A 23,970-nucleotide genomic window follows, 5' to 3' on the forward strand; every position below is an offset into this window, starting at 1 on the left:
GCATTCTCAGACTTTTCGTCTTATCCCTAAGACTCATAATGGTTACATTCGAAGCCAACCCTACACCAAGACCGACACCCTGTCTCCAGGATAAGCACGCAAAGTGAATAGCGGGTTCTTTCATTTGCTTATTCCATGAGCCAGCAGCTGAACAAAGCAGTGATAATGTTGTCGGATTGCCTGAGTTTCCATTAAAATGGATCGGATCGATATAAGCACACAAAGGGGGAAGTGCTTACTTATTATGAAACATAAACCACAGATGATGAAAATGCGTTGGTTGGGTGCTGCAGTGGTGTTATCACTGTATACCTCATCGGCACTGGCCTTTAACATCGACGATGTCGCAAAACAGGCAAAATCGATGGCAGGCAAGAGCTACGAAGCGCCGAAAAGTAACTTGCCCTCCGTTTTCCGCGACATGAAGTATGCGGACTATCAGCAGATCCAGTTCAATCACGACAAAGCGTACTGGAGCAATATTAAAACCCCGTTCAAGCTTGAATTTTATCATCAGGGTATGTACTTCGACACGCCTGTTGCCATCAATGAAGTGACGGCAACCGCGGTACGTAAGATCAAGTACAGCCCGGATTACTTCAATTTTGGCAATGTGCAACACGACAAAGATACGGTGAAAGACCTGGGTTTCGCAGGCTTTAAGGTGCTTTACCCGATCAACAGCAAAGATAAAAACGACGAAATCGTCAGCATGCTTGGAGCCAGCTATTTCCGCGTTATCGGCGCGGGGCAGGTGTACGGGCTTTCTGCGCGTGGTCTGGCAATTGATACCGCGCTGCCATCAGGTGAAGAGTTCCCACGTTTCCGTGAGTTCTGGATTGAACGTCCAAAACCAACGGATAAGCGTCTGACCATTTATGCGCTGCTGGATTCCCCGCGTGCAACCGGTGCCTATCGCTTTGTGATTATGCCGGGTCGTGACACGGTGGTTGACGTACAGTCTAAGGTTTACCTGCGTGATAAAGTGGGCAAGCTGGGCGTTGCGCCGTTGACCAGTATGTTCCTGTTTGGGCCGAACCAGCCGTCACCGGCAACCAATTTCCGTCCGGAACTGCACGACTCCAACGGTCTGTCTATTCATGCCGGCAACGGTGAGTGGATCTGGCGTCCGCTGAATAACCCGAAACATCTGGCAGTAAGCAGCTTTGCAATGGAAAACCCGCAAGGCTTTGGCCTGCTGCAGCGTGGTCGTCAGTTCTCCCGCTTTGAAGATTTGGACGATCGCTATGACCAGCGTCCAAGCGCCTGGGTCACGCCAAACGGTGACTGGGGTAAAGGCAAGGTCGAGCTGGTAGAAATTCCAACCAACGACGAAACCAACGATAACATCGTCGCTTACTGGACGCCGGACCAGCTTCCGGAAGCCGGTAAAGAGATGAACTTCAAGTACACCATTACCTTCAGCCGCGACGAAGATAAGCTGCATGCGCCGGATAACGCGTATGTGATGCAGACTCGCCGCTCAACGGGTGATGTGAAGCAGTCTAATCTTATCCGTCAGCCTGACGGTACCGTGGCGTTTGTCGTGGACTTCACAGGCCAGGATATGAAGAAACTGTCGCCGGACACCGCCGTTGCCGCTCAGGCCAGCATCGGTGATAACGGTGAAATCGTTGAGAATACCGTGCGTTACAACCCGGTAACCAAAGGCTGGCGTCTGACCCTGCGCGTGAAAGTGAAAGATCCGAAACAGACCACTGAAATGCGTGCTGCGCTGGTCAGTAACGATCAGCCGCTGAGTGAAACCTGGAGCTATCAGCTACCTGCCAATGAATAATACATCTGAATATATTGATGCCATGCCGCTAACGGATATCGAAAAAGCGGCACTGCCAAAGAGCGACATCCGCGCGGTTCACACCGCGCTGGATGGTGAACATCATACGTTTTCCCGTGATGATGATACGCCGCTCGGGTCAGTCAAGGCACGTCTGGAGCAGGCCTGGCCGGACTCGCTGGCGGAAGGGCAGTTGATTAAAGACGATGAAGGACGCGCTCAGCTTCAGGCGATGCCGAAGGCTACGCGTTCCTCTATGTTCCCCGATCCGTGGCGCACCAACCCGGTGGGTCGCTTCTGGGATCGCCTGCGCGGGCGTGATGTGACGCCGCGCTATCTGTCACGCCTGACAAAAGAAGAGCAGGCGTCCGAACAGAAATGGCGTACCGTGGGGACAATCCGTCGCTATATCCTGCTGCTTCTGACGCTGGCGCAGACCGTCGTCGCGACCTGGTACATGAAAACTATCCTGCCTTACCAGGGCTGGGCGTTTATCAATCCGACGGACATGATGGGCCAGGATCTCTGGGTCTCCTTCATGCAGCTGCTGCCGTATATCCTGCAGAGCGGCATTCTCCTGCTGTTCGCGGTCCTCTTCTGCTGGGTCTCGGCCGGTTTCTGGACCGCGCTGATGGGCTTCCTGCAATTGCTCATGGGGCGTGACAAATACAGCATTTCAGCGTCAACGGTCGGGGATGAACCCCTCAATCCTGAGCACCGTACCGCGCTGATTATGCCTATCTGTAACGAAGACGTTGACCGCGTATTTGCGGGCCTGCGTGCGACCTGGGAGTCCGTTAAGGCGACCGGCAACGCGGAGCATTTCGACGTTTACATCCTGAGCGACAGCTACAACCCGGATATCTGCGTGGCGGAACAAAAAGCGTGGATGGAGCTGATTGCAGAAGTGCAGGGCGAAGGCCAGATCTTCTACCGCCGCCGCCGCCGTCGCGTGAAGCGTAAAAGCGGTAACATCGATGACTTCTGCCGTCGCTGGGGTAATCAGTACAGCTACATGGTGGTGCTGGACGCTGACTCCGTCATGAGCGGTGACTGCCTGAGCGGTCTGGTGCGTCTGATGGAGGCCAACCCGAACGCGGGTATCATTCAGTCTTCGCCGAAAGCGTCCGGTATGGACACGCTGTATGCGCGCTGCCAGCAGTTCGCCACCCGGGTTTACGGGCCGCTGTTTACGGCGGGTCTGCACTTCTGGCAGCTGGGTGAGTCGCACTACTGGGGCCACAACGCCATTATTCGCGTGAAGCCGTTCATCGAACACTGTGCGCTGGCACCGCTGCCGGGTGAGGGGTCGTTTGCCGGTTCTATCCTGTCGCATGACTTCGTAGAAGCGGCGCTGATGCGTCGTGCTGGCTGGGGCGTCTGGATTGCCTACGACCTGCCGGGATCGTACGAAGAGCTGCCGCCGAACCTGCTGGACGAGCTCAAGCGTGACCGCCGCTGGTGTCACGGTAACCTGATGAACTTCCGCCTGTTCCTTGTTAAAGGGATGCACCCGGTTCACCGCGCGGTGTTCCTTACGGGCGTGATGTCTTATCTTTCCGCGCCGCTGTGGTTTATGTTCCTCGCACTTTCCACTGCGCTGCAGGTCGTCCATGCCCTGACGGAGCCGCAATACTTCCTGCAACCGCGCCAGCTGTTCCCGGTGTGGCCGCAGTGGCGTCCGGAGCTGGCGATTGCGCTGTTTGCCTCCACCATGGTGCTGCTGTTCCTGCCTAAGCTGCTCAGCATCATCCTGATCTGGTGCAAAGGCTCGAAAGAGTACGGCGGTTTCTTCCGCGTGACCCTTTCACTGCTGCTGGAAGTGCTGTTCTCCGTCCTGCTGGCGCCGGTACGTATGCTGTTCCACACCGTGTTTGTGGTCAGTGCGTTCCTGGGCTGGGAAGTGGTCTGGAACTCACCGCAGCGTGATGACGACTCCACACCGTGGGGTGAAGCCTTTATGCGCCACGGTTCTCAGCTGCTGCTGGGTCTGGTATGGGCGGCCGGGATGGCGTGGCTGGATCTGCGCTTCCTGTTCTGGCTGGCGCCGATTGTCTTCTCGCTGATCCTGTCGCCGTTTGTGTCCGTGATTTCCAGCCGTTCAACGGTGGGTCTGCGAACCAAACGCTGGAAACTGTTCCTGATCCCGGAAGAGTATTCCCCGCCGCAGGTGCTGGTGGATACCGATCGTTACCTGGAACAGAACCGCAGTCGCTCGCTGGATGACGGCTTCATGCACGCCGTGTTTAACCCGTCATTCAACGCCCTGGCGACGGCAATGGCGACCGCGCGTCACCGCGCCAGCCAGGTGCTGGAGATTGCCCGCGATCGTCACGTTGAGCAGGCGCTTAACGAGACCCCGGAAAAACTCAACCGCGACCGTCGTCTGGTGCTGTTGAGCGACCCGGTGACAATGGCGCGTCTTCACTACCGCGTGTGGTCTGCTCCGGAGAAATACTCTTCGTGGGTGAACTACTATAAGGACGTGAAGCTGAATCCGCTTGCGCTGAAGTCGAAGTAAGCCTTCTCCGTAATAAACAAAATACCGGCTGTGAGGCCGGTATTTTTTTAGAGGTTAGAGATGAGAATCATCATCATCATCATGATGGCATGCCTGCTCAGCGGCTGCGGCAGTATCATCAGTCGCACCATTCCAGGGCAAGGCCACGGAAATCAGTATTACCCGGGCGTGAAATGGGATCTCCGTGATTCCGCGTGGCGCTACCTGACCGTGCTCGATCTGCCGTTTTCGCTGATTTTCGACACGCTGTTGCTGCCGATCGATGCCAGCCACGGCCCTTACGAATAGCGTAAATTAACGCTCGTCCCACTCATCGGCTGCGGTTTGACCTTCTTCCGTATCCAGCGGCGGCTCGAGCTGAAACTCACCCTCATCCCACTCGTGCAGGGTGTTCTCTTCCAGCCATTCCTGCCGAAGTTCTATTTCGTCATAGTCGCCATCAAAGACGGCCTGCGCACCTTCACCACTTAATATCGGCAAACATTCCCCTTCTTCACCTTCATCGGCAAAGAATTCGGCCTGCCACATAATATCCCCATCCTGCAGAACGTATTTTTGGATATTAAGCTGTTGCACGTCAGCATCTTCTTCTTCAACGCCGGGGTTGTCGGCGAGGAACTCTTCACGAGCGGCATCAATAGCTTCTTCCAGCGTGGCGTACATGGTCATTGGTGTCTCCCTGTTTTCCAGAAGGTTTCAGGGAAAGAATAGCTGAATATAAGATTCTGCAAGTATGAATGCGAAAATAAGCTGTCAGGCGTTCGTCTTATTCCGTCACGGGCCGCAGCGCGCGGGATAAACTGAACCATGAATAAATGGCATTGAACAACACGACGCCCGCCGTCACGATAAAGACGGCGCGAAAACCGAAGCTGGCGGAGATCCCGGCCCCGAGCAGCGGTCCGGTGACGTTACCGATATCGCGGAATGACTGGTTATAGCTGAAAATACGCCCGGCAATCTGGTTCGTGGAGTTGTAAACCAGCAGGGTCTGTACGGCGGGCAGCAACGCGCCGTCGGCGGCACCCAGCAAAAAGCGAAGTAAGCCCAGCTGCCACGGAGACTGCACCATCGACATCGGGATAAGCAGCAGGACGGAGATCGCCAGCGCGCAGATCAGGATTTTCTCGGGACCCACCCGGTCCCCCAGTTTACCAAGCCTCGGGGCGCTCAGCAGCGCCGCCACGCCGGGTACGGAGGCAATCAGCCCGCTGATGAACGCAATACTGCTGACGTTACCTGCCAGGTCGCGAACGTACAGCGTCAGAATAGGGGCAATCGACCCGGTAGCCACCTGGATAATCATTGTCGTCACGAACAGGCTCAGCACCAGTCTGGGATTTTTGAGCGAGGTCAGCACCTCCCTGGCGTGGAGCATCTCTTTTTTGGCGACAGGCGTGAAGTTTTCCCGGATACAGACCAGGGTGACGATAAAGCACAGGAACAACACGCTGGCGGTGATAAAGAACACCGGGCGTAGGCCGTAGTTATCCGCCAGTAATCCCCCGGCCAGCGGTCCCAGCAGAGCACCGCTCACGCCGCCGGTAGAGAGCGTCCCGAGCGCCCAGCCGCTCTTATGGCGGGGAATTTGCGTGGCAATCAGCGCATTCGCGTTGGGAATGAATCCCCCCAGCAGGCCCAGCAGCGCGCGCAGGATCAGAAACTGCCAGACGTTCTGCGCCACGCCCATCAGCGCCATGATAATGGCCATCCCCAGCGCCGAACGCAGCAGCATGATTTTACGTCCCTTGCGGTCGGCAAGGCCGCCCCAGAAGGGCGAGGCCATCGCGGAAAAGAGAAACGTGATGCTGAATACCAGACCGGACCACATATTGAGCGCGCTGTGGCCCGTCACGCCAAGCTGTTCGACGTAGAGCGGCAGGAAGGGCATGACCAGGCTAAACGCAGCGCCAGTGAGAAAACAGCCAAGCCACGCAACCGTGAGGTTACGCTTCCAGTTTATGGGGGCATCTGAGGGTGACATAACTATCCGCATAATGAGGTGCAGAGCACCTGAAGCATAAAGTAATAAGCCTGCTAATTATGCGCCTGGGTTATGATTGCCGCAATGACGAGGAGCTTTTAAAGCTAAAACGGCATGCGGCCCTGAGGACCGCATGAGGATTAATAGCGGGACGGCGTGCCTTGTGGCCGCGTTTTAAAACGGCGGTGCAGCCACATATACTGCTCGGGCGCCAGCATGATGCACTTCTCCACAACGCTGTTCATCCAGCGCGCGGTGGTTTCCGCATCGTCAAGCGGTGGCGCAAGCTCCGGTTCCAGCATCATTAGCTCGTAGCCTGAACCATCCTGCTTACGGCGAGGGACGAAAGGCACGATGGCGGCTTTAGACATCCGCGCCAGCATCCAGGTACCGGTCGTTGTGGCGGCCTCTTCAACGGCGAAGAAGGGAACAAATACGCTGGCCTGCGGGCCATAGTCGTGGTCGGGGGCGTACCAGACCACTTCACCGGATTTCAGCGCGCGGATCATCCCCTTCAGATCCTTACGGTCGATCATGCTTTTGTTGGAACGCATGCGGCCGTTGGTCTGGATTAAATCAATGACCGGGTTATCGTTAGGACGATAAACGCCAATGCCCGGCGCCTGCATGCCGAACATGCGTGCCCCGATTTCCAGCGTCAGGAAATGGACGCCAATCAGCAAAACGCCCGTCTGGTTGGCCTGAAGCGTATGCACAGGCTCCATGCCGGTTCCCGTTACCTCGCTCCAGCGGGCCATGCGTTTGTCCGGCCAGAACCACGCCATGCCGGTCTCCATGAGCCCCATCCCGACGGATTCGAAATTCTTCGCGACCATATCGTGACGCTCTGACTCGCTCATCTGCGGAAAACAGAGCTCAAGATTGCGGTACGCGATTCTGGCGCGACGCTTCATAAACAGCTGTGCGAAACGGCCCAGAAATTTACCCAACCGAAAAATAACAGGGTAGGGAAGCTGTACCAGAAGCCATAAAAAGCCGATGCCAAGCCAGGTCAACCAATAGCGGGGATGCAAAAGGGCGGCAGTAAATTTTGGTAACTGGGTCATGTCTTTCCTGTGTTCAAACGTCCTGTTTTGCTAGTGTCTCATTTTTTGAGACATAGCCAAAATATCTGCTTTCGAAGCGTACACGAATACAGCAATTGTTAAGCCTGATTAATCAGGGTGTGTGAAATGTAGCGTAAATTGTGGGGATGTAAATTGGTTTTGTTTGCTATATGATGCCGACCGATTTTTCATTCTCTCTAACGATCCCAGGACTGTACACCATGCCAGTGTTACACAACCGCGTGTCGAATGAGATGTTGAAAGCGCGTATGTTGGCTGAAACCGAACCGCGCACAACCATCTCTTTCTATAAATACTTCACGATCGACGATCCGCAGGCGACCCGCGATGCGCTTTATCAGGCGTTCACGGCGCTGAACGTCTTCGGACGCGTCTACCTTGCCCGTGAAGGCATCAACGCGCAGATTAGCGTACCGGAAAGTAAAGTCAGCGCCTTCCGTGACGTACTTTATCAATTTGACCCTGCCCTTAACGGCTTGCGCCTGAACATTGCCCTGGATGATGACGGGAAATCCTTCTGGGTGCTGCGCATGAAGGTGCGTGAACGCATCGTGGCGGACGGTATCGACGATCCCGAGTTTAACGCGGCGGATGTCGGTGAATATCTCAAGGCTGCGGAAGTGAATGCGATGCTGGACGATCCGGATGCCGTGTTCATTGATATGCGTAACCACTATGAGTACGAAGTGGGGCATTTTGAGAACGCGATGGAAATCCCGGCCGATACCTTCCGCGAGCAGCTGCCCAAAGCGGTTGAGATGATGCAGGAACATAAAGATAAAAAGATCGTTATGTACTGCACCGGCGGTATCCGCTGTGAGAAAGCCAGCGCGTGGATGAAGCACAACGGCTTTAATAAGGTCTGGCATATTGAAGGCGGCATTATCGAGTACGCCCGCCGCGCCCGTGAGCAGGGTTTACCGGTACGCTTTATCGGGAAAAACTTTGTCTTTGACGAGCGGATGGGTGAGCGTATCTCGGAAGACGTTATTGCCCAGTGCCACCAGTGCGGCGCACCGTGTGATACCCACACCAACTGCAAAAACGACGGGTGTCATCTGCTATTTATTCAGTGCCCGGCCTGTGCCGAGAAGTTTAACGGCTGCTGTAGCGAACTGTGCAGCGAAGAGAGCATCCTGCCGGAAGAAGAGCAGCGTCGCCGTCGCGCAGGACGTGAAAACGGCAACAAGATTTTTAATAAATCACGCGGCCGTCTGAACACCAAACTGGGTATCCCTGATCCGGAATGATAATAACGCCCGGCACGGCGAAAGCCTGCCGGGCGAATCTATTATGATTTCTGCTGTATACCTTCAACGGATATAATCAGCTCAACGTCCTGAGACGCCGGGCCTAAATCCGTTGTGATATTAAAATCTTTCAGGTGAATTTTACCCACCGCTTCAAAACCTGCGCGTTTACCGCCCCACGGATCGTCACCCTGACCCAGTAATTTAGCATCAAGCGTGACCGGTTTGGTTACGCCATTAAGCGTCAGATTGCCGGTAATATTTAGCTTATCACCGTCTTTCTTCACCTCAGTTGAAGTGAAGGTCGCCTGCGGGAATTTCGCGACGTTGAGGAACTCCCCACTGCGCAGGTGTTTATCGCGCTCTGCGTGGTTCGTGTCGACGCTGTTCGTATTAATCGTCACATTGACTTTATCGGCCGCGGGATTTTTTTCGTCAAAGGTGAACGAGCCGTCAAAATCCTTAAAGGTGCCGTACAGCCAGCTATATCCCAGGTGCTGAATACGGAAATTGACGAAAGCGTGCTGACCTTCTTTATCAATTTTATAATCAGCCGCCACGGCGGAACCGGTGGTGAATAACAGAGAACCCAGGGCGATACCCAGCAGGTGTTTTTTCATTTTATGCTCCAGAGTCAACTGACGAGCGGCCAAGCATGCGCTTTAGCGTATCGTCTTTATCAATAAAATGGTGTTTGAGGGCGGCAAGCCCGTGCAGCACGGACAGGATCACCACGCTCCAGGCAAGCCAGAGGTGAATGACGCCCGCCGTGTCGGCCTGCGCCCCGGCATCGCTAAATGTTGCCGGAACCTCGAACAGGCCAAAGACGTTAATCGGCTTACCGTCAGCCGTCGAAATGAGATAGCCGCTAATCAGGATGCCAAACAGCAGTGCATAGAGGGCAATATGCGCGGCGACTGCACTGACGCGGGTAAATTTGCTGTGGGTCTTTGGCGCGGCGGGCGGCGGGGAAATATGTCGCCAGATCACGCGGAAGACCAGCCCCAACATCAGGAGAACGCCAATGCTTTTATGTAACTCCGGTGCCTGGTGATACCAGCCGTCATAATAGCTGAGCGTGACCATCCAGAGGCCAAGGCCAAACATACCGTAGACGGCAAGAGCAAATATCCAGTGCAAACCTATGGATATTATTCCGTAGCGCCGGGAGGAGTTACGCAGTTGCATCAGAATGTCCATTTTCAAATTAACCGAAGGGTAAAAATGAACGGGAAGATGTGATATTGCAACTGAAATAATTGTCTATTGATTTTTATTTTATTTATTTCAGCGCTTTTGAACAGGATTGATAAAGGTAATTCAATGTCTTCGTGCAAGATGGAGTTGAGAGTTTCAGTAAAGCTAAATAAATGTCAATTATTGTCAATCGGGGCTTTCAATAAAATACAATGTAAATAAAATCAATAATGGCCAGCAGCGCCCACAGTAAGATATAGAGCATAAAATGCTCGCGAATATTATTCATCAGAAAGCTAACGATCCTGCGCATAATGACCCGTAATGCAGTGTGAGTGAAATGGGCTCCGGTACCTCCGGAGCCCGTGGCGGATTATCCGTTAAAACGCGAGAGGGAGAAGGGCGTCAGATCAAACTGCGGCGTGATGCCCTGGGCAAACTGCGCGGCGATTTCACCTAGCACGGAAGCAAATTTAAAGCCGTGGCCGCTTAGCCCGGTGATCAGCAGAACGTTGTCATGCCCCGGCAGCGTATCAATGATAAAGTCTTCATCCGGCGTGTTGTCGTAGGTACAGGCCGCGCCATACAGCAAGCCGCCAACGCCTGGAAGAATATTGCGCAGAAACGAGAAGGCTTCTGAACCATCCTGTGGCCAGGCACCGAAGGGTTTACGCTCTTCAGGGGAGGAGATAACCTGGCCCCCGTTGTGTTTACCGATTTTCAGCGCGTCTTTCTCGGAAGGGAAACCGTAGAACTGATCGCCATTCGGCAATTCGCCGGTGAAGGCCGGGAATTTATTCTGCGCGCTGTAGCGCCCATCCGACTGGAACCAGGAGAAGACCTTACGTACCGGCTGGATTGGCAGTTTCGGCAGCAGGCGAGTAACCCAGGTTCCTGCGCTGACGAGCAGGCGGGACGCTGAATAGTCACCGTCAAGGGTCGTTACCGTGACGCCATTCACGTCATGGGTGATAGCCTCTACCGGACAGTTAAACAGCTGCGCACAGCCAGCTTTCGCGGCAAGATCGATCCAGGTTTTGATCGCCGTTTCACAATGCAGCACGCCAGAGTGGGCTTCAAAGAGGCCGATGTAATCATCCGGGACGGTAATTTCAGGCCAGCGCGCGGTAATGCCCGTCGCGTCCAGCTTCTCGACATCAAGATTATAGGCTTTTGCGCTGCGCTCGACGCTGGCGAGAAAATCAGAATGGGCAGGGCCAAGGTTGATGACGCCGGTACGCTCAAAAATACGCTCTTCGGTCTGCTTCGCCAGCTCGTCCCACAGCGTCTGGGCGCGAAGCACCAGCGGTACATAGCGCTCGCCTTCTCCATACGCATGGCGCATGAGGCGGGTATCGCCATGATGGCTACCCTCCGCATGGGGAGGAAGGTGGGCATCGATCATCAGGACCTTCAGACCTGCCTGCGTTGCGTAATAACCGGCAGCGGAACCCACGGAGCCGCTACCAATAATGATTAAGTCGTATCTCATATGCATCTCGTAAACTGATGTTTTGTTAGCAGAGTAATTAACAACGCGGGGTTAGACAAGGGAGAAATAAATAAGGCACCGCGAGGGTGCCTGTAGAGAGAAAAGTGGGCATAAGCTTAGTGCCGTTTATACTCATTTTCCTGATAGTCGCCAGATTCTATTTTTGCAATACCTGCCTCTAAAATAGAAATAAACTGACGGGCGACGTCTGTTGTTAGCCACAGCGTCTGTCCAACTTCCGCTTCTTCACGGTTGAGTTGATTCGGGGTCTGGTAGTGCAAACGCAGCATCAGCGCATCGTAGCTATCTACGGTACTGATATCCCAGCCAACCAGTGGATGGGTCTGGATCACTTCACTATTCTTTTCCATTATAACCCCCTTAATGCGTGTTAGAAGACAACGGCTTTGAGGTTCAATGCATGTTTTTCTGAAAGCAACTTCAGTATACCAAGTAATAAGGGTTCCAACGGGAAAAATAAACAGGTGGCAACACATTTTTCTGCTTTTTAGGATTGTTCGAACAATAAAACACCATCTCGTTCACGATTTTTAAAGAAGATGCCGAATTAATTTGAACTTGCAGGATTTTTAGACAAAAAAAAGCCGGGGCGACCCGGCAAAAAAACACAATGAGGGAGCAGTGTTAATCTGTGATAAACCAGTCGTCTGCGCTTTCCCACGTTTCCTGCAGGATTTCGCTGATGCGATCTTTATCTTCTTTCGCAGCACCAATGACGGAGAGGTTGTTCGCCGCGGCGTAACGCACCGTTACGGCACCCGCGTTGTCGGGAAAGGTGTTGTTAATACGGCGGGATAATTCGCCTGCCAGTGCATCAAGCGCGCCGGCAGGCAGAACAGTTGTTTTGGCTATGGTGACTTCAATACGCATAAATGCCCCCTGTGTAATATACTGTTTATTTATACAGGTATATTATCGGTTTGACAACAAGGGGCATTGATTTTTTAACGTTTTACCGTCCAGTTAACGGTTTCACCCGCCAGGAACGGGATCAGCGTGTCATCCGTCAGCGCAATGGACTCCTCAACGTGGCTCGCTTTACGCTCCAGTTCGATGAAAGTGTCGTTGACCGGCAGGCCGTAGAAGCGCGGGCCGTTAAGGGAGCAGAAGGCTTCAAAATGTTCGAGCGCGTTCATCTCTTCAAAGACGGTCGCGTAGCTGGCCAGTGCCGTTGGAGCGTTGAAGCAGCCTGCACAGCCGCAGCTTGCCTCTTTGCGGTGGCGGGCGTGAGGTGCGGAATCGGTGCCAAGGAACGCGCGGGTGAATCCGCTGGCGACCAGCTCGCGCAGCGCCTGCTGGTGGATGTTGCGCTTGAGAATCGGCAGACAGTACAGGTGAGGACGCACCCCACCCACCAGCATGTGGTTACGGTTAAACATCAGGTGCTGCGGCGTAATGGTAGCGGCGATGAGATCGTTGCCGTCGCGCACGTACTCTGCCGCGTCTTTGGTGGTGATATGCTCAAAGACCACTTTAAGCGCGGGCAGGCGCTGGCGCAGAGGCTCCATTACGGTCTCGATAAAGCGGGCTTCACGGTCGAAGATGTCAATCTCGGCATGCGTGACTTCACCATGGACCAGCAGCGGCATGCCCAGTTTTTGCATGCGTTCCAGAACCGGCATGATGGCATCAATGCTGGTAACGCCGTGGCTGGAGTTGGTGGTGGCATTCGCCGGGTAGAGTTTCGCCGCCGTAAATACGCCTTCGTTAAACCCGCGCTCCACTTCGTTCGGGTCCAGCGAGTCGGTAAGATAGCAGGTCATCAACGGGGTAAAATCGTGTCCCGCAGGAACGGCATCCAGGATGCGCTGGCGATAGGCCTTAGCGGCATCGACGGTGGTGACTGGTGGAACCAGGTTAGGCATGACAATCGCGCGGCCATAAATTTCGCTGGTATAAGGCACGACGGTTTTCAGCATATCGCCATCACGCAGATGGATATGCCAGTCGTCAGGGCGGCGGATTTTAAGAACCTGGGGTTGTGCAGTCATGGAAGCTCCGGCTTGTCAGGAATCAGTCATAAGGATGGCTGTTTTTGCCGGACACAAATCATAAGCGGAAACGTTTTCGTTTGCACACTTTTCCGTAAAAAAAAGGGCGCCGTAGCGCCCTTCAGGTTAATCGGTGAAAGGAATGATAATTTCTCCTGGTTTCACCTCTATACCTTTTGCATATTTTTTCGCCAGAGCTTCACCCTTGCTTTTGTCTTCGCTTAAGACGTACGCGGGCTGCTGGTTAAAGTAATTACGCAGCGACTGGTTGAGATAGGGCATTAGGGTTTGCAGAACCGGCGCCATCTTGTCCGGCGACACCTGCGCATCGACGACTTCCATCTCCTGCAGGAAAATTGCCCCTTTCTCTTTGTTGAAAACAGGGAGCGCCTTCAGCTTGAGCTTGATGTTGGCCTTCTGATTGCCAAAAAGGGATGACATATCGAGATCCGCATCACCGGCCAGGGTGACTTTGTTTGGCTCTTCACGTCCAATCTGGCTGGTCAGGTTTGTGAGCACGATATGGGCGTCCGCCAGCCCCGGTACGCCAATGTCTTTCGAGAAATTGTTATGTTTTTCCAGCGCCTGATTAATTTCCTGTTCACTGACGGTATATTGCGTGAGCTGGTTACAGCCAACCAGCAGACCGCTGACAACTAATGCCGCGGCTAAGACAATTTTCTTCATAGTGTTCCTCAACGAAAAATCGGCGCTTCTGTCCTGTTGCGCCAGTATGTCAGCGTGAATGGGCAGAAACCAGCAGAAAAAACTGAGAAGTGGGGCGGGAGGAGCTCCCGCCCGAGGGAAAGGCTACGCGCCTGGCTCGAGCATGCCGCTCGCGCTGCGTTTCGGGCTGAACTGCCACCACAGGGCAAGGAGCGTCATAAAGCCCACCGCGCCGAGCATCATCCACGGGAGTTCGGGCTGGTTAAACGCTTTGCCGGCATCAAACAACCAGCCGCCACCGGCGTAACCTAATGCGCCGCCAAGCGCCAGCCCCAGCCGGCTGAACCCCATATAGCTGCCGCGCGCACGCGCATCCGCAAGTGAGGCGCTCAGCGTTTCACGGGCAGGCTCGGCGATGATCGAGCCAATATAGAACGTGCAAATCAGCGTAAACAACTGCTGGAGAGAGTTCACCAGGCCGATCGGCATCATGCTCAGCGTCATCAGGAACAGCCCGGCCATCAGGCGATGCTCCAGACGAAAACGCCGCTCGCTCCAGCGGGCAATCGGATAGAGCAGCGTTAACGACAGGCAGGCTTCGATGGCGTACATCCATTTAACGGCTGCAGGGGTCCCCGCGATGTCGTTAACCATGATCGGCAGCATCAGCATGACCTGTACAGCCAGCATGTAATATCCCGTCAGGGTCAACACATAGGTGACAAAACGTTTATCGCGCAGGACGCGGCCAAGCCCTTCCCGGACCGGCGCTTTGACCGTCGACAGTTTCCAGGCGGGCAGGAACAGGCCATTAAACAGCGCGCACAGAATAAAGAGCACCGCACCGGCGGCGCAGACCAGACGGAAGTCATACTGCAGCAGCCAGCTTCCCAGCAGGGCGCCGACAACTGCCCCGGCACTGTCCTGCATCATCAGAATCGAGAAGAAACGGCCGCGGTGCTGAGGGCGAATAAGCTTCACCACCAGCGCGGTGCGTGGAGGATCGAACAGCGTGCCCCCGATACCGGAGAGGAAACAGGAGAACCAGAGCAGCCAGGGCTCCTGGGCGACCGCCATCGTGGCAAAGCCTGCCGCGCGCAGCAGCATGCCGGTAACGATCATCGGTTTAGCGCCAAAGCGGTCGGCAATGGCCCCGCCAAAGACGCCCAGCCCCTGCTGGACAAACTGGCGTAACCCCAGCGCAATACCGACCACTAATGCCGCCCAGCCCATTTGATCGACGAAGCGAATCGAGATGAGAGGGAACACGACAAAAAAGCCCAGCACGACCAGCATGTTATCGACGAGCAGGAAATATTTACCCAGGCTCCTGGCCTGTGATACGCGGGACATTTTCCCTCCAGGGAAAATAAGAAGGTGAGCACGCTAACATTCTGCGGTGTCGCCGCGTTTTTTCCCACCCCCAGAGGTGACAATATTTTTTTATCAAAAGGGTGCTTTGATAGAGAGTTCTCATCGAAAAATGTGAAAAGAGGTGAAAATGGTATGTCACTGTTTTCACAGACGGCAAAGGCACAGGTATAGTAAAGCTAATGGGTAAGCAGAAGTGACGGGAAGGAGTGGTATCGATGTTTGGCTATCGCAGTAATGTGCCAAAAGTGCGTCTGACAACGGACCGGCTGGTCGTTCGTCTGGTGCATGAGCGTGATGCCTGGCGTCTGGCGGATTATTACGCCGAGAATCGCCAGTTTTTAAAACCCTGGGAACCCGTTCGGGATGAGAGCCATTGTTACCCTTCCGGCTGGCAGGCGCGCCTCAGCATGATTACGGAATTTCACAAGCAGGGCAGCGCGTTTTATTTCGCGCTGCTGGATCCTGAAGAGAAAGAGATTATCGGGATCGCCAATTTTTCAAACGTGGTGCGTGGGTCTTTTCACGCCTGCTACCTTGGCTACTCCATCGGCCAGAAATGGCAGGGGCAGGGGCTGATGTACGAGGCGTTAACGGTGGCGATCCGCTATATGCAACGCACGCAGCATATCCATCGCATCATGGCGAACTATATGCCGCACAATCAGCGCAGCGGCAATTTGCTGGCGCGCTTAGGGTTCGAGAAAGAGGGTTACGCCAAAGACTATCTGCTGATAGACGGAGAGTGGCGCGACCACGTTCTGACGGCGTTAACCACCCGGGACTGGACCGCAGGTCGTTAAGGAGAAAAGATGAAGTATCAGCTAAACGGTACCGAAGCGCGCGTAATTGGGTGCTTACTCGAAAAACAGGTCACCACGCCGGAGCAGTATCCGCTCTCCGTTAACGCCGTAACCATGGCCTGCAACCAGAAGACCAACCGCGAGCCGGTGATGAACCTCAGCGAGCATGAGGTTCAGGACGTGCTGGATGCGCTGGTAAAACGCCACTATCTGCGCACCGTCAGCGGCTTTGGCAACCGCGTGACCAAATACGAACAGCGCTTTTGTAACTCCGAATTTGGCGACCTGAAGCTGAGCAGTGCGGAAGTGGCGGTCATCACTACGCTGTTGCTGCGCGGAGCGCAGACGCCGGGAGAACTGCGCACGCGCGCTTCCCGTATGCATGAGTTCAACGATATGCAGGAAGTTGAGCAGACCCTGGAAGGGCTGGCCTCACGCGAAGACGGCCCATACGTGGCGCGTCTGGCGCGCGAGCCGGGCAAACGTGAAAGCCGCTATATGCACCTGTTCAGCGGCGACGTCGATGTCGCAACCGTGGAGAGCGACGCGGGATCCTCAGCAAGCAATGACACTCTTGCCGCGCGCGTAGAGGCGCTGGAAGAAGAGGTCGCCGGGCTGAAACAGCGTCTGGACGCATTGCTGGCACATCTGGGAGACTGACGGTGAAAAAATTACGCGTAGGCGTGGTGGGGCTCGGCGGCATCGCGCAAAAAGCCTGGCTGCCTGTATTAGGTGCGGCGACGGACTGGACCCTGCAAGGGGCATGGTCACCCACCCGAGAAAAGGCAGAACGTATCTGCGAAACCTGGCGCATTCCGTATGCCGCCTCACTGCAGGATCTGGCCCGCGAGTGTGATGCGGTTTTTGTGCATACCTCAACGGCAACCCACTATCAGGTGGTGAGCGAACTGCTCAATGCGGGGGTTCACGTCTGCGTGGATAAGCCGCTGGCGGAAAATGTTCAGGATGCCGAACGGCTGATTGAGCTGGCGGCGCGCAAAAAACTGACGCTGATGGTGGGCTTCAACCGCCGCTTCGCACCGCTTTACCAGCAGCTGAAGGCACAGTCGGGCACGCTTGCCTCGCTGCGGATGGATAAGCACCGCACCGACAGCATTGGGCCAAACGATCTGCGCTTCACCCTTCTGGATGATTATCTGCACGTTGTGGATACGGCGCTGTGGCTGAGCAACGGCGAAGCGCTGCTGAAAAGCGGTACCCTGTTAACGAATGACCAGGGGGAGATGGTCTACGCGGAGCACCACTTTGCCGTTGAGCATCTTCAGATTACCACCAGCATGCACCGTCGGGCGGGAAGCCAGCGTGAATCCGTGCAGGCGGTGACCGACGGCGCGCTGTACGACATTACGGACATGCGCGAGTGGCGGGAAGAGAAGGGCAACGGCGTGGTGACGCTGCCGGCGCCAGGCTGGCAGAGCACCCTCGAGCAGCGCGGTTTCGCAGGATGCGCCCGTCACTTTATCACCTGCGTGCAAAATCAGACGGTTCCTGAAACGTCCGGCGAGCAGGCCATTATGGCGCAGCGCATTGTGGAAAGGCTCTGGCGCGAGGCCATGAGCGAATAACTCGCTGTAACATCTGCGGATAGTAATTCGTTGAAATCCGGGTAGACTAAGCGCCGCTTGTAGGCTTTGCCGGGTGGCGCTTACGCTTGCCCGTCCTGGAAATCCGTATGGTTCTGGAAATTCACGTTAATGAACTTATTAAAATCGCTGGCGGCCGTCAGCTCGATGACCATGTTTTCCCGCGTGCTGGGTTTCGCGCGCGACGCCATTGTGGCAAGGGTATTTGGTGCAGGGATGGCCACGGACGCCTTTTTCGTCGCGTTCAAACTGCCGAACCTGCTGCGTCGTATTTTTGCTGAAGGGGCGTTTTCCCAGGCATTCGTGCCCATTCTGGCGGAATATAAAAGCAAGCAGGGTGAAGACGCGACGCGCGTCTTTGTTTCTTATGTCTCCGGGCTGCTGACGCTGGCTTTGGCGGTGGTGACCGTCCTCGGGATGCTGGCCGCGCCGTGGGTGATTATGGTGACCGCGCCCGGATTTGCCGATACGGCCGACAAGTTTGCCCTGACCTCGCAGCTGCTGCGCATTACTTTCCCCTATATTCTGCTGATCTCGCTGGCCTCGCTGGTGGGGGCGATCCTCAACACCTGGAACCGCTTCTCTGTTCCGGCGTTTGCGCCGACGTTTCTCAACGTCAGCATGATCGGCTTTGCCCTATTCGCCGCGCCGAACTTCAATCCGCCGGTGCTGGCGCTGGCCTGGGCGGTCACCGTCGGCGGCGTGCTGCAGCTGGCGTATCAGCTGCCGCATCTGAAAAAAATCGGCATGCTGGTGCTGCCGCGCATCAACCTCAAAGATGCCGGGGCGATGCGCGTGATCAGGCAGATGGGGCCCGCCATTCTCGGCGTCTCCGTCAGCCAGATCTCGCTTATCATTAACACCATCTTTGCCTCTTTCCTCGTGTCCGGCTCGGTTTCCTGGATGTACTATGCCGACCGCCTGATGGAGTTCCCGTCCGGGGTGCTGGGCGTAGCGCTGGGGACCATCCTGCTGCCGTCGCTGTCGAAAAGCTTTGCCAGCGGCAATCACGATGAGTATTGCCGCCTGATGGACTGGGGGTTACGTCTCTGCTTCCTGCTGGCCCTGCCGAGCGCGGTGGCGCTGGGTATTCTGGCCAAACCGCTGACGGTGTCGCTCTTCCAGTACGGGAAATTCACCGCCTTTGATGCCGCCATGACCCAGCGCGCGCTGATTGCCTACTCGGTCGGATTGATGGGGCTGATCGTCGTCAAGGTGCTGGCGCCAGGGTTCTACTCGCGTCAGGACATTAAAACGCCGGTGAAAATTGCCATTGTGACGCTGATTATGACGCAGCTGATGAACCTGGCATTTATTGGTCCGCTGAAGCATGCCGGCCTGTCGCTGTCTATTGGTCTGGCGGCCTGTCTGAATGCCGGGCTGTTGTACTGGCAGCTGCGCAAGCAGGATATCTTTACGCCGCAGCCGGGGTGGGGAAGTTTCCTGGTACGTCTGATCGTTGCGGTACTGGTGATGTCAGCCGCGCTGCTCGGCATGATGTACGTGATGCCGGAGTGGTCCCTCGGCACCATGCCTTATCGTCTGATGCGGCTTATGGCCGTGGTAGGCGTCGGGGTGGTGGCTTATTTTGCCACGCTGGCGGTGCTGGGGTTCAAAGTGAAAGAGTTTGCCCGCCGTACGGCATAAACGCCAAAAGGGGAGTTCACCTTATGGTGCTCCCCGCTGCATGATTTGTCGCCCAGGCGTCAAATCGAAATCTTTTTAACTCCCGCAATACGCGCAGTCGCTGTTTGACCATCCGCACCGTACAGTCCGGTTTCTTTATGCGGTTTCAATACCTCAAGCGCCTGCTGATTACGCTCAATCTGACCTTCCAGTAGCCAGCCGTTGTGCTGGTTTAGGTCGCGCAGGTGCTGGGTTTTTTCGGTAATGGTTTGCCAGCGCTCAATAATATCGTCATTGGCGCTACGCTTAGGATCCTGCTCAGCGCGGCGCTGCTGCTCCAGATAATCCAGCGTCGCCAGTAGCGAACTCTTATCTTCAGTAATACGCTGCAGCGCGCTGCCGTTGATGTGACCGGAAGAGAGATGCTGCTGTTCAGCGTCCATTACCGTTTTCAGGTCGTTAAGAACAACCGTCATTTGATCCAGTATTTCTGACAGTCGACTCATACGGTTAGTTACTCTGTAAGAAACTCTGTGCTTCCTGAATCAGGGCGTCAGCGATTTTGCTGGTGTCCATTTTCAGCTCACCGTTACGAATAGCCGTTTTCAGCGCTTCAACACGTTCCATATTGATATCGTTGCTGCCTGGCTGCATCAGTTTTGCCTGCGCGTCGCTCAGGGTCACGCTGGTGCTGTTGGACGTTGACGGTTTTTCCAGACGCGTTTTCTGCGCAGGAGCGTCATTCGTTTCGCGAGGTTGTACAGTGCTTACCGGCTTCAGGGCTGATGTACGATCAATGCTCATAGTGTTGTCCTCATCGAGGGTTCGCGGCGTTTGCGCCTGACATCATCATTAGTGAAATATTTATCGGCACGCGCCGCGAAATCTTTAAAAAGATTACAGGTTAATCAGAATATTCCCATCAGCATCGACGGTTCCGCTCACCACCTGGCCTGAGGACATTCTGACGCGGGCGTTTTGCGCCACCGCGGCATTGTTTAACGCTTTCCCTTCACTGTTGATGCTAAAGCCATCTCCGTTGGCCACCACTATCACCTGTTGGCCCGCTTTTACCCGCCACGACTGACGCAGCATTGAGAGCTGCATCGGCTGGCCGGGGGCGACATCACGCAGGCTGACGGCGTCCTGTGCCTGGTTTAATTCCAGCATGGTGCGTGGAGGCAGCTGATCCAGACGGCCGCGTTTTAACGTCACGCTGTTCGTCTGCAGCACGCTGCCGCGCGCAATGGGCACGGCGGCGACAACATAATTGCCCATCGCCTGAACTGCAACCTGTAAATAGCGTTTTTCGTTGGCGCAGCGGGCCAGCACGTTCACGTTCCCCCACAGCCGTGTGGTTCCCGTCACGCTGAATGACGGTTGGTCACAGGTCGGGTACAGATTCGGTGGGGTACGTAGGGTAACGGTAACGTCATCGCTAAAGCCCGCCAGCTTTTCAGCAAAAAAAGCCGTCAGCCGCTCCTGTAAGCCTTCAGCCTGCACCAGAGGGCTAAACAGCAAGAAAGTTGCCATCAGGGCACGTTTTAACGTTTGCATCGCAAGTTCCACCGTTTCCAGAGTTGAATGAATTCTACCTGCAGTGGTTTTGCATCAACGCAATAAATAGCGACGCATTTTGCGCTTATTCCGTCGATAGGGGAGACCGGGTGAGATTTAAGCTGTGAACTGAAATTTTGCCATCAGCGGAGGAGACATGCTCGATAAACTCGACGCCGCGTTACGTTTTCAGCAGGAAGCGCTCAATTTACGCGCCCAGCGGCAGGAGATTTTAGCCGCCAACATCGCTAACGCCGATACCCCAGGGTTTCAGGCGCGCGATATTGATTTTTCCAGTGAGCTCAAAAAGGTGATGGAGCGTGGACGTGCCGAAGGAACGGGTGTTGCACTTGCCATGACATCCTCTCGCCATATTCCTGCTCAGGCGATGACCGCGCCAGCGACCGATTTACTTTACCGTATTCCCGATCAGCCCTCACTCGACGGTAACACCGTGGATATGGACCGGGAGCGTACCCAGTTTGCCGATAACAGCCTGAAATACCAGACGGGCCTGACCGTACTCGGCGGACAAATCAAAGGCATGATGAACGTCCTGCAGGGGGGGAACTGATAGATGGCCTTGTTGAATATTTTTGATATTGCCGGTTCGGCGTTAACCGCGCAGTCCAAACGCCTGAACGTGGCTGCCAGTAACCTGGCGAACGCCGACAGCGTAACCGGACCCGACGGCCAGCCTTATCGTGCCAAACAGGTTGTCTTTCAGGTCGATGCTGCGCCGGGCGCGGCAACGGGCGGCGTGAAGGTCTCTGATGTGGTAGAGAGCCAGGCGCCGGACAGGCTGGTGTATGAGCCGGGTAACCCGCTCGCGGATGCCAGCGGATACGTGAAGATGCCAAACGTGGATGTGGTGGGTGAGATGGTGAACTCCATGTCGGCATCCCGTAGTTACCAGGCCAACGTCGAAGTGCTTAATACCGTGAAGAGCATGATGCTCAAAACGCTCACTCTCGGCCAGTAAAGGAGACATGCATGTCCATCGCCGTAAATGTGAATGATCCTACGAACTCGGGTGTTAATAACACGAAGAGTACAACGGGTTCTAACTCCCTCACCGGGAGCAATGCCGCCGATCTTCAGGGCAGCTTTCTGACGCTGCTGGTGGCGCAGCTTAAGAACCAGGATCCCACCAACCCAATGCAGAACAACGAACTGACCACGCAGCTTGCGCAGATCAGCACCGTGAGCGGCATTGAGAAACTTAACACCACCCTCGGCTCCGTCTCCGGGCAGATTAACAGCGCCCAGTCTCTGCAGGCGGCAAGCCTGATTGGCCACGGGGTGATGATCCCGGGAACCACGATTCTGGCAGGCTCCAGCACCACCGAAGGCAACACCACAACGACCACCACGCCGTTTGGCGTTGAACTCCAGCAGGCAGCGGAAAAAGTTACTGCCACGATCACGGATTCCACCGGCGCGGTAGTGCGCACCATTGATATCGGCGAGCTGAAGGCGGGCGTTCACACCTTTACGTGGGATGGCAGTCTGACCGACGGCACGAAAGCACCAAACGGTTCCTACAAAGTGGCGATCAGCGCCAGCAACGGGACGACCCAGCTGGTGGCGCAGCCGCTGCAGTTCGCGCTGGTCCAGGGCGTGATTAAAGGAAGCGACGGCAACAAACTGGATTTGGGAACCTCTGGTTCCACCACACTCGACGAAGTTCGGCAGATTATCTAAGCCTTAACACTTATCAGGAGTAAGTCATGGCCTTTTCTCAAGCGGTCAGCGGCCTGAATGCTGCGGCCACCAACCTGGACGTCATTGGCAACAACATCGCCAACTCCGCGACCTATGGTTTTAAATCCGGTTCTGCTTCATTTGCGGACATGTTTGCCGGTTCCAAAGTCGGCCTGGGCGTGAAAGTTGCGGGCATCACGCAGGACTTTAGCGACGGCACCACCACCAACACCGGTCGTGGTCTGGACGTTGCCATCAGCCAGAACGGTTTCTTCCGTATGGTCGACTCCAACGGCTCTGTGTTCTACAGCCGTAACGGCCAGTTCAAACTGGATGAAAACCGTACGCTGGTTAACATGCAGGGCATGCAGCTGACGGGCTACCCGGCAGCAGGAACGCCTCCAACCGTTCAGACCGGCGCGAACCCTCAGGCGATTACTATTCCGAATACACTGATGGCGGCGAAATCAACCACCACCGCGACGCAGCAGATCAACCTGAACTCAACCGATCCTGTTCAAACTGCCCCGTTCGATGCCACCAACCCGGATACCTATAACAAAAAAGGGACCGTGACCGTATTCGACAGTCAGGGGAACGCCCATAACATGTACGTCTACTACGTGAAGACGGCCAACAATAAATGGGATCTCTACACTCAGGACGGCAGCGCTGCGGGTTCTGTCGCCACGAAAGCGGCGCAGATGAACTTTGATGCGAACGGTAACCTGGCGGGTGTTTATAACTACGACGCTGCGGGTGTACTGAGCGGAACGGCAAACCCTACGCCGGCCATTAACATCACCACGGGGTCCGTCAGCGGTGCGACGGCGGCGACCTTCTCCCTGAGCTTCCTGAACTCCATGCAGCAGAACACAGGCGCGAACAGCGTTGTGGCAACCACTCAGAACGGCTACAAGCCTGGCGATCTGGTGAGCTACCAGATCAACGACGATGGCACCGTGGTGGGAAGCTACTCTAACGAACAGTCTCAGGTTTTGGGCCAGATTGTGCTGGCAAACTTCGCGAACAACGAAGGTCTGAAATCTGAAGGCGACAACGTCTGGTCTGCCACTCAGTCCTCCGGCGTGGCGCTGCTGGGTACCGCAGGCACCGGTAACTTCGGCAAGCTGACCAACGGCGCGCTGGAAGCCTCCAACGTGGATATGAGTAAAGAACTGGTGAACATGATCGTCGCGCAGCGTAACTATCAGTCGAACGCGCAGACCATCAAAACCCAGGACCAGATCCTCAATACGCTGGTTAACCTGCGTTAAGCGGCTAACAGGAAGGCGCA

Annotated in this window: 27 protein-coding genes; 12 read left to right on the forward strand and 15 right to left on the reverse strand. The window is 55.3% G+C overall.

Annotated features, from left to right (window positions below; all coding sequences use genetic code 11):
- The first annotated feature begins 244 nt into the window (after positions 1-244).
- From mdoG to F0320_RS07705, 3 genes are read left to right on the forward strand one after another with little or no spacing between them, the layout of a single operon-like run.
- Positions 245-1,798 carry a glucans biosynthesis protein MdoG gene (mdoG, locus tag F0320_RS07695; protein WP_021240787.1) on the forward strand — a complete coding sequence of 518 codons (1,554 nt, stop codon included), beginning with the start codon at positions 245-247 and terminating at the stop codon, positions 1,796-1,798.
- Positions 1,791-4,319, forward strand: coding sequence for a glucans biosynthesis glucosyltransferase MdoH (mdoH, locus tag F0320_RS07700; protein ID WP_047650844.1), 2,529 nt, complete (start codon positions 1,791-1,793; stop codon positions 4,317-4,319). Before mdoG ends, mdoH begins: the two co-directional genes overlap by 8 nt.
- Before the next feature lie 60 nt (positions 4,320-4,379).
- Positions 4,380-4,607: a YceK/YidQ family lipoprotein gene (locus F0320_RS07705; RefSeq protein ID WP_047650845.1), complete on the forward strand. Its 228-nt coding sequence runs from the start codon at positions 4,380-4,382 to the stop codon at positions 4,605-4,607.
- Positions 4,608-4,613: 6 nt separating this feature from the next.
- On the opposite strand, the gene F0320_RS07710 is transcribed toward F0320_RS07705, so the two are convergent.
- The 3 genes from F0320_RS07710 to F0320_RS07720 all read right to left on the reverse strand — a co-directional run bounded on the left by F0320_RS07710 (position 4,614) and on the right by F0320_RS07720 (position 7,370).
- Positions 4,614-4,988 carry a MysB family protein gene (locus tag F0320_RS07710; protein WP_023311118.1) on the reverse strand — a complete coding sequence of 125 codons (375 nt, stop codon included), beginning with the start codon at positions 4,986-4,988 and terminating at the stop codon, positions 4,614-4,616.
- A 97-nt stretch (positions 4,989-5,085) separates the two neighbouring features.
- The gene (mdtG, locus tag F0320_RS07715) at positions 5,086-6,303 is read right to left on the reverse strand and encodes a multidrug efflux MFS transporter MdtG (RefSeq protein WP_047650846.1); all 1,218 of its coding nucleotides are present in this window, start codon (positions 6,301-6,303) and stop codon (positions 5,086-5,088) included.
- Positions 6,304-6,443: 140 nt separating this feature from the next.
- A complete protein-coding gene (locus F0320_RS07720; RefSeq protein WP_047650847.1) occupies positions 6,444-7,370 on the reverse strand; it encodes a Kdo(2)-lipid IV(A) acyltransferase in 927 nt (308 codons plus the stop codon).
- Between the two features lie 221 nt (positions 7,371-7,591).
- Here F0320_RS07720 and F0320_RS07725 point away from each other — a divergent pair, with 221 nt between their 5' ends.
- Positions 7,592-8,641, forward strand: a complete 1,050-nt coding sequence (locus F0320_RS07725; RefSeq protein WP_047650848.1) for a rhodanese-related sulfurtransferase — start codon at positions 7,592-7,594, stop codon at positions 8,639-8,641.
- A gap of 41 nt (positions 8,642-8,682) precedes the next feature.
- Here the strand turns inward: F0320_RS07725 and F0320_RS07730 are convergent, their stop codons facing one another.
- From F0320_RS07730 to mdtH, 9 genes are all read right to left on the reverse strand, one after another.
- Positions 8,683-9,261: a YceI family protein gene (locus F0320_RS07730; protein ID WP_126328220.1), complete on the reverse strand. Its 579-nt coding sequence runs from the start codon at positions 9,259-9,261 to the stop codon at positions 8,683-8,685.
- A 1-nt stretch (position 9,262) separates the two neighbouring features.
- The gene (locus tag F0320_RS07735; RefSeq protein ID WP_126328221.1) at positions 9,263-9,829 is read right to left on the reverse strand and encodes a cytochrome b; all 567 of its coding nucleotides are present in this window, start codon (positions 9,827-9,829) and stop codon (positions 9,263-9,265) included.
- A 208-nt stretch (positions 9,830-10,037) separates the two neighbouring features.
- The gene (locus F0320_RS07740; protein ID WP_126328222.1) at positions 10,038-10,151 is read right to left on the reverse strand and encodes a YceO family protein; all 114 of its coding nucleotides are present in this window, start codon (positions 10,149-10,151) and stop codon (positions 10,038-10,040) included.
- A 60-nt stretch (positions 10,152-10,211) separates the two neighbouring features.
- Positions 10,212-11,330, reverse strand: coding sequence for an N-methyl-L-tryptophan oxidase (gene solA, locus F0320_RS07745; RefSeq protein WP_126328223.1), 1,119 nt, complete (start codon positions 11,328-11,330; stop codon positions 10,212-10,214).
- A 116-nt stretch (positions 11,331-11,446) separates the two neighbouring features.
- A complete protein-coding gene (gene bssS, locus F0320_RS07750; RefSeq protein ID WP_008500827.1) occupies positions 11,447-11,701 on the reverse strand; it encodes a biofilm formation regulator BssS in 255 nt (84 codons plus the stop codon).
- A 274-nt stretch (positions 11,702-11,975) separates the two neighbouring features.
- Entirely contained in the window at positions 11,976-12,221 is a 246-nt protein-coding gene (gene dinI / locus F0320_RS07755) for a DNA damage-inducible protein I (RefSeq protein ID WP_008500826.1), read from the reverse strand.
- Between the two features lie 74 nt (positions 12,222-12,295).
- A complete protein-coding gene (gene pyrC / locus F0320_RS07760; protein ID WP_126328224.1) occupies positions 12,296-13,342 on the reverse strand; it encodes a dihydroorotase in 1,047 nt (348 codons plus the stop codon).
- Positions 13,343-13,468: 126 nt separating this feature from the next.
- Complete coding sequence (locus tag F0320_RS07765; RefSeq protein ID WP_045910186.1) at positions 13,469-14,029, reverse strand: lipoprotein; 561 nt, start codon at positions 14,027-14,029, stop codon at positions 13,469-13,471.
- A gap of 123 nt (positions 14,030-14,152) precedes the next feature.
- Positions 14,153-15,361 (reverse strand): multidrug efflux MFS transporter MdtH, encoded by a 1,209-nt coding sequence (mdtH, locus tag F0320_RS07770; protein ID WP_047650852.1) that lies wholly within the window; start codon positions 15,359-15,361, stop codon positions 14,153-14,155.
- Between the two features lie 236 nt (positions 15,362-15,597).
- Here mdtH and rimJ point away from each other — a divergent pair, with 236 nt between their 5' ends.
- The 4 genes from rimJ (at position 15,598) to murJ (ending at position 19,433) form a co-directional block, all read left to right on the forward strand.
- Complete coding sequence (gene rimJ, locus F0320_RS07775; RefSeq protein ID WP_008500822.1) at positions 15,598-16,182, forward strand: ribosomal protein S5-alanine N-acetyltransferase; 585 nt, start codon at positions 15,598-15,600, stop codon at positions 16,180-16,182.
- 9 nt (positions 16,183-16,191) lie between these two features.
- A complete protein-coding gene (locus F0320_RS07780) occupies positions 16,192-16,842 on the forward strand; it encodes a YceH family protein (RefSeq protein WP_126328226.1) in 651 nt (216 codons plus the stop codon).
- Between the two features lie 2 nt (positions 16,843-16,844).
- The gene (locus tag F0320_RS07785) at positions 16,845-17,768 is read left to right on the forward strand and encodes a Gfo/Idh/MocA family protein (RefSeq protein WP_126328227.1); all 924 of its coding nucleotides are present in this window, start codon (positions 16,845-16,847) and stop codon (positions 17,766-17,768) included.
- Between the two features lie 129 nt (positions 17,769-17,897).
- The gene (gene murJ, locus F0320_RS07790; RefSeq protein ID WP_126328228.1) at positions 17,898-19,433 is read left to right on the forward strand and encodes a murein biosynthesis integral membrane protein MurJ; all 1,536 of its coding nucleotides are present in this window, start codon (positions 17,898-17,900) and stop codon (positions 19,431-19,433) included.
- Positions 19,434-19,492: 59 nt separating this feature from the next.
- Here the strand turns inward: murJ and flgN are convergent, their stop codons facing one another.
- The 3 genes from flgN to flgA all read right to left on the reverse strand — a co-directional run bounded on the left by flgN (position 19,493) and on the right by flgA (position 20,969).
- Positions 19,493-19,918 carry a flagella biosynthesis chaperone FlgN gene (gene flgN / locus F0320_RS07795; protein ID WP_008500818.1) on the reverse strand — a complete coding sequence of 142 codons (426 nt, stop codon included), beginning with the start codon at positions 19,916-19,918 and terminating at the stop codon, positions 19,493-19,495.
- Between the two features lie 4 nt (positions 19,919-19,922).
- On the reverse strand, positions 19,923-20,216 hold the full coding sequence (flgM, locus tag F0320_RS07800; protein WP_047650855.1) for a flagellar biosynthesis anti-sigma factor FlgM: 294 nt from the start codon (positions 20,214-20,216) through the stop codon (positions 19,923-19,925).
- 93 nt (positions 20,217-20,309) lie between these two features.
- Positions 20,310-20,969 carry a flagellar basal body P-ring formation chaperone FlgA gene (gene flgA / locus F0320_RS07805; protein ID WP_126328229.1) on the reverse strand — a complete coding sequence of 220 codons (660 nt, stop codon included), beginning with the start codon at positions 20,967-20,969 and terminating at the stop codon, positions 20,310-20,312.
- 157 nt (positions 20,970-21,126) lie between these two features.
- On the opposite strand from flgA, the gene flgB reads away from it, so the two are divergent.
- The 4 genes from flgB to flgE are packed head-to-tail and all read left to right on the forward strand — an operon-like array spanning position 21,127 to position 23,950.
- Positions 21,127-21,543, forward strand: coding sequence for a flagellar basal body rod protein FlgB (gene flgB, locus F0320_RS07810; RefSeq protein ID WP_023311135.1), 417 nt, complete (start codon positions 21,127-21,129; stop codon positions 21,541-21,543).
- Positions 21,544-21,546: 3 nt separating this feature from the next.
- Positions 21,547-21,951: a flagellar basal body rod protein FlgC gene (flgC, locus tag F0320_RS07815; protein WP_008500814.1), complete on the forward strand. Its 405-nt coding sequence runs from the start codon at positions 21,547-21,549 to the stop codon at positions 21,949-21,951.
- 11 nt (positions 21,952-21,962) lie between these two features.
- Entirely contained in the window at positions 21,963-22,673 is a 711-nt protein-coding gene (gene flgD, locus F0320_RS07820) for a flagellar hook assembly protein FlgD (RefSeq protein WP_047650857.1), read from the forward strand.
- Between the two features lie 26 nt (positions 22,674-22,699).
- A complete protein-coding gene (flgE, locus tag F0320_RS07825) occupies positions 22,700-23,950 on the forward strand; it encodes a flagellar hook protein FlgE (protein WP_047650858.1) in 1,251 nt (416 codons plus the stop codon).
- The last annotated feature ends 20 nt before the right edge of the window (positions 23,951-23,970 follow it).

The sequence above is a fragment of the Enterobacter dykesii genome (assembly GCF_008364625.2).
GTDB classification, from domain to species: Bacteria; Pseudomonadota; Gammaproteobacteria; order Enterobacterales; family Enterobacteriaceae; genus Enterobacter; species Enterobacter dykesii.

What these genes read in the sequence shown, in the direction of transcription:
- mdoG (WP_021240787.1), top strand. Translation starts at nt 245, where the DNA reads ATGAAACATAAACCACAGATGATGAAAATGCGTTGGTTGGGTGCTGCA.
- mdoH (WP_047650844.1), top strand. Translation starts at nt 1,791, where the DNA reads ATGAATAATACATCTGAATATATTGATGCCATGCCGCTAACGGATATC.
- F0320_RS07705 (WP_047650845.1), top strand. Translation starts at nt 4,380, where the DNA reads ATGAGAATCATCATCATCATCATGATGGCATGCCTGCTCAGCGGCTGC.
- F0320_RS07710 (WP_023311118.1), bottom strand. Translation starts at nt 4,988, where the DNA reads ATGACCATGTACGCCACGCTGGAAGAAGCTATTGATGCCGCTCGTGAA.
- mdtG (WP_047650846.1), bottom strand. Translation starts at nt 6,303, where the DNA reads ATGTCACCCTCAGATGCCCCCATAAACTGGAAGCGTAACCTCACGGTT.
- F0320_RS07720 (WP_047650847.1), bottom strand. Translation starts at nt 7,370, where the DNA reads ATGACCCAGTTACCAAAATTTACTGCCGCCCTTTTGCATCCCCGCTAT.
- F0320_RS07725 (WP_047650848.1), top strand. Translation starts at nt 7,592, where the DNA reads ATGCCAGTGTTACACAACCGCGTGTCGAATGAGATGTTGAAAGCGCGT.
- F0320_RS07730 (WP_126328220.1), bottom strand. Translation starts at nt 9,261, where the DNA reads ATGAAAAAACACCTGCTGGGTATCGCCCTGGGTTCTCTGTTATTCACC.
- F0320_RS07735 (WP_126328221.1), bottom strand. Translation starts at nt 9,829, where the DNA reads ATGCAACTGCGTAACTCCTCCCGGCGCTACGGAATAATATCCATAGGT.
- F0320_RS07740 (WP_126328222.1), bottom strand. Translation starts at nt 10,151, where the DNA reads ATGCGCAGGATCGTTAGCTTTCTGATGAATAATATTCGCGAGCATTTT.
- solA (WP_126328223.1), bottom strand. Translation starts at nt 11,330, where the DNA reads ATGAGATACGACTTAATCATTATTGGTAGCGGCTCCGTGGGTTCCGCT.
- bssS (WP_008500827.1), bottom strand. Translation starts at nt 11,701, where the DNA reads ATGGAAAAGAATAGTGAAGTGATCCAGACCCATCCACTGGTTGGCTGG.
- dinI (WP_008500826.1), bottom strand. Translation starts at nt 12,221, where the DNA reads ATGCGTATTGAAGTCACCATAGCCAAAACAACTGTTCTGCCTGCCGGC.
- pyrC (WP_126328224.1), bottom strand. Translation starts at nt 13,342, where the DNA reads ATGACTGCACAACCCCAGGTTCTTAAAATCCGCCGCCCTGACGACTGG.
- F0320_RS07765 (WP_045910186.1), bottom strand. Translation starts at nt 14,029, where the DNA reads ATGAAGAAAATTGTCTTAGCCGCGGCATTAGTTGTCAGCGGTCTGCTG.
- mdtH (WP_047650852.1), bottom strand. Translation starts at nt 15,361, where the DNA reads ATGTCCCGCGTATCACAGGCCAGGAGCCTGGGTAAATATTTCCTGCTC.
- rimJ (WP_008500822.1), top strand. Translation starts at nt 15,598, where the DNA reads ATGTTTGGCTATCGCAGTAATGTGCCAAAAGTGCGTCTGACAACGGAC.
- F0320_RS07780 (WP_126328226.1), top strand. Translation starts at nt 16,192, where the DNA reads ATGAAGTATCAGCTAAACGGTACCGAAGCGCGCGTAATTGGGTGCTTA.
- murJ (WP_126328228.1), top strand. Translation starts at nt 17,898, where the DNA reads ATGAACTTATTAAAATCGCTGGCGGCCGTCAGCTCGATGACCATGTTT.
- flgN (WP_008500818.1), bottom strand. Translation starts at nt 19,918, where the DNA reads ATGAGTCGACTGTCAGAAATACTGGATCAAATGACGGTTGTTCTTAAC.
- flgM (WP_047650855.1), bottom strand. Translation starts at nt 20,216, where the DNA reads ATGAGCATTGATCGTACATCAGCCCTGAAGCCGGTAAGCACTGTACAA.
- flgA (WP_126328229.1), bottom strand. Translation starts at nt 20,969, where the DNA reads ATGCAAACGTTAAAACGTGCCCTGATGGCAACTTTCTTGCTGTTTAGC.
- flgB (WP_023311135.1), top strand. Translation starts at nt 21,127, where the DNA reads ATGCTCGATAAACTCGACGCCGCGTTACGTTTTCAGCAGGAAGCGCTC.
- flgC (WP_008500814.1), top strand. Translation starts at nt 21,547, where the DNA reads ATGGCCTTGTTGAATATTTTTGATATTGCCGGTTCGGCGTTAACCGCG.
- flgD (WP_047650857.1), top strand. Translation starts at nt 21,963, where the DNA reads ATGTCCATCGCCGTAAATGTGAATGATCCTACGAACTCGGGTGTTAAT.
- flgE (WP_047650858.1), top strand. Translation starts at nt 22,700, where the DNA reads ATGGCCTTTTCTCAAGCGGTCAGCGGCCTGAATGCTGCGGCCACCAAC.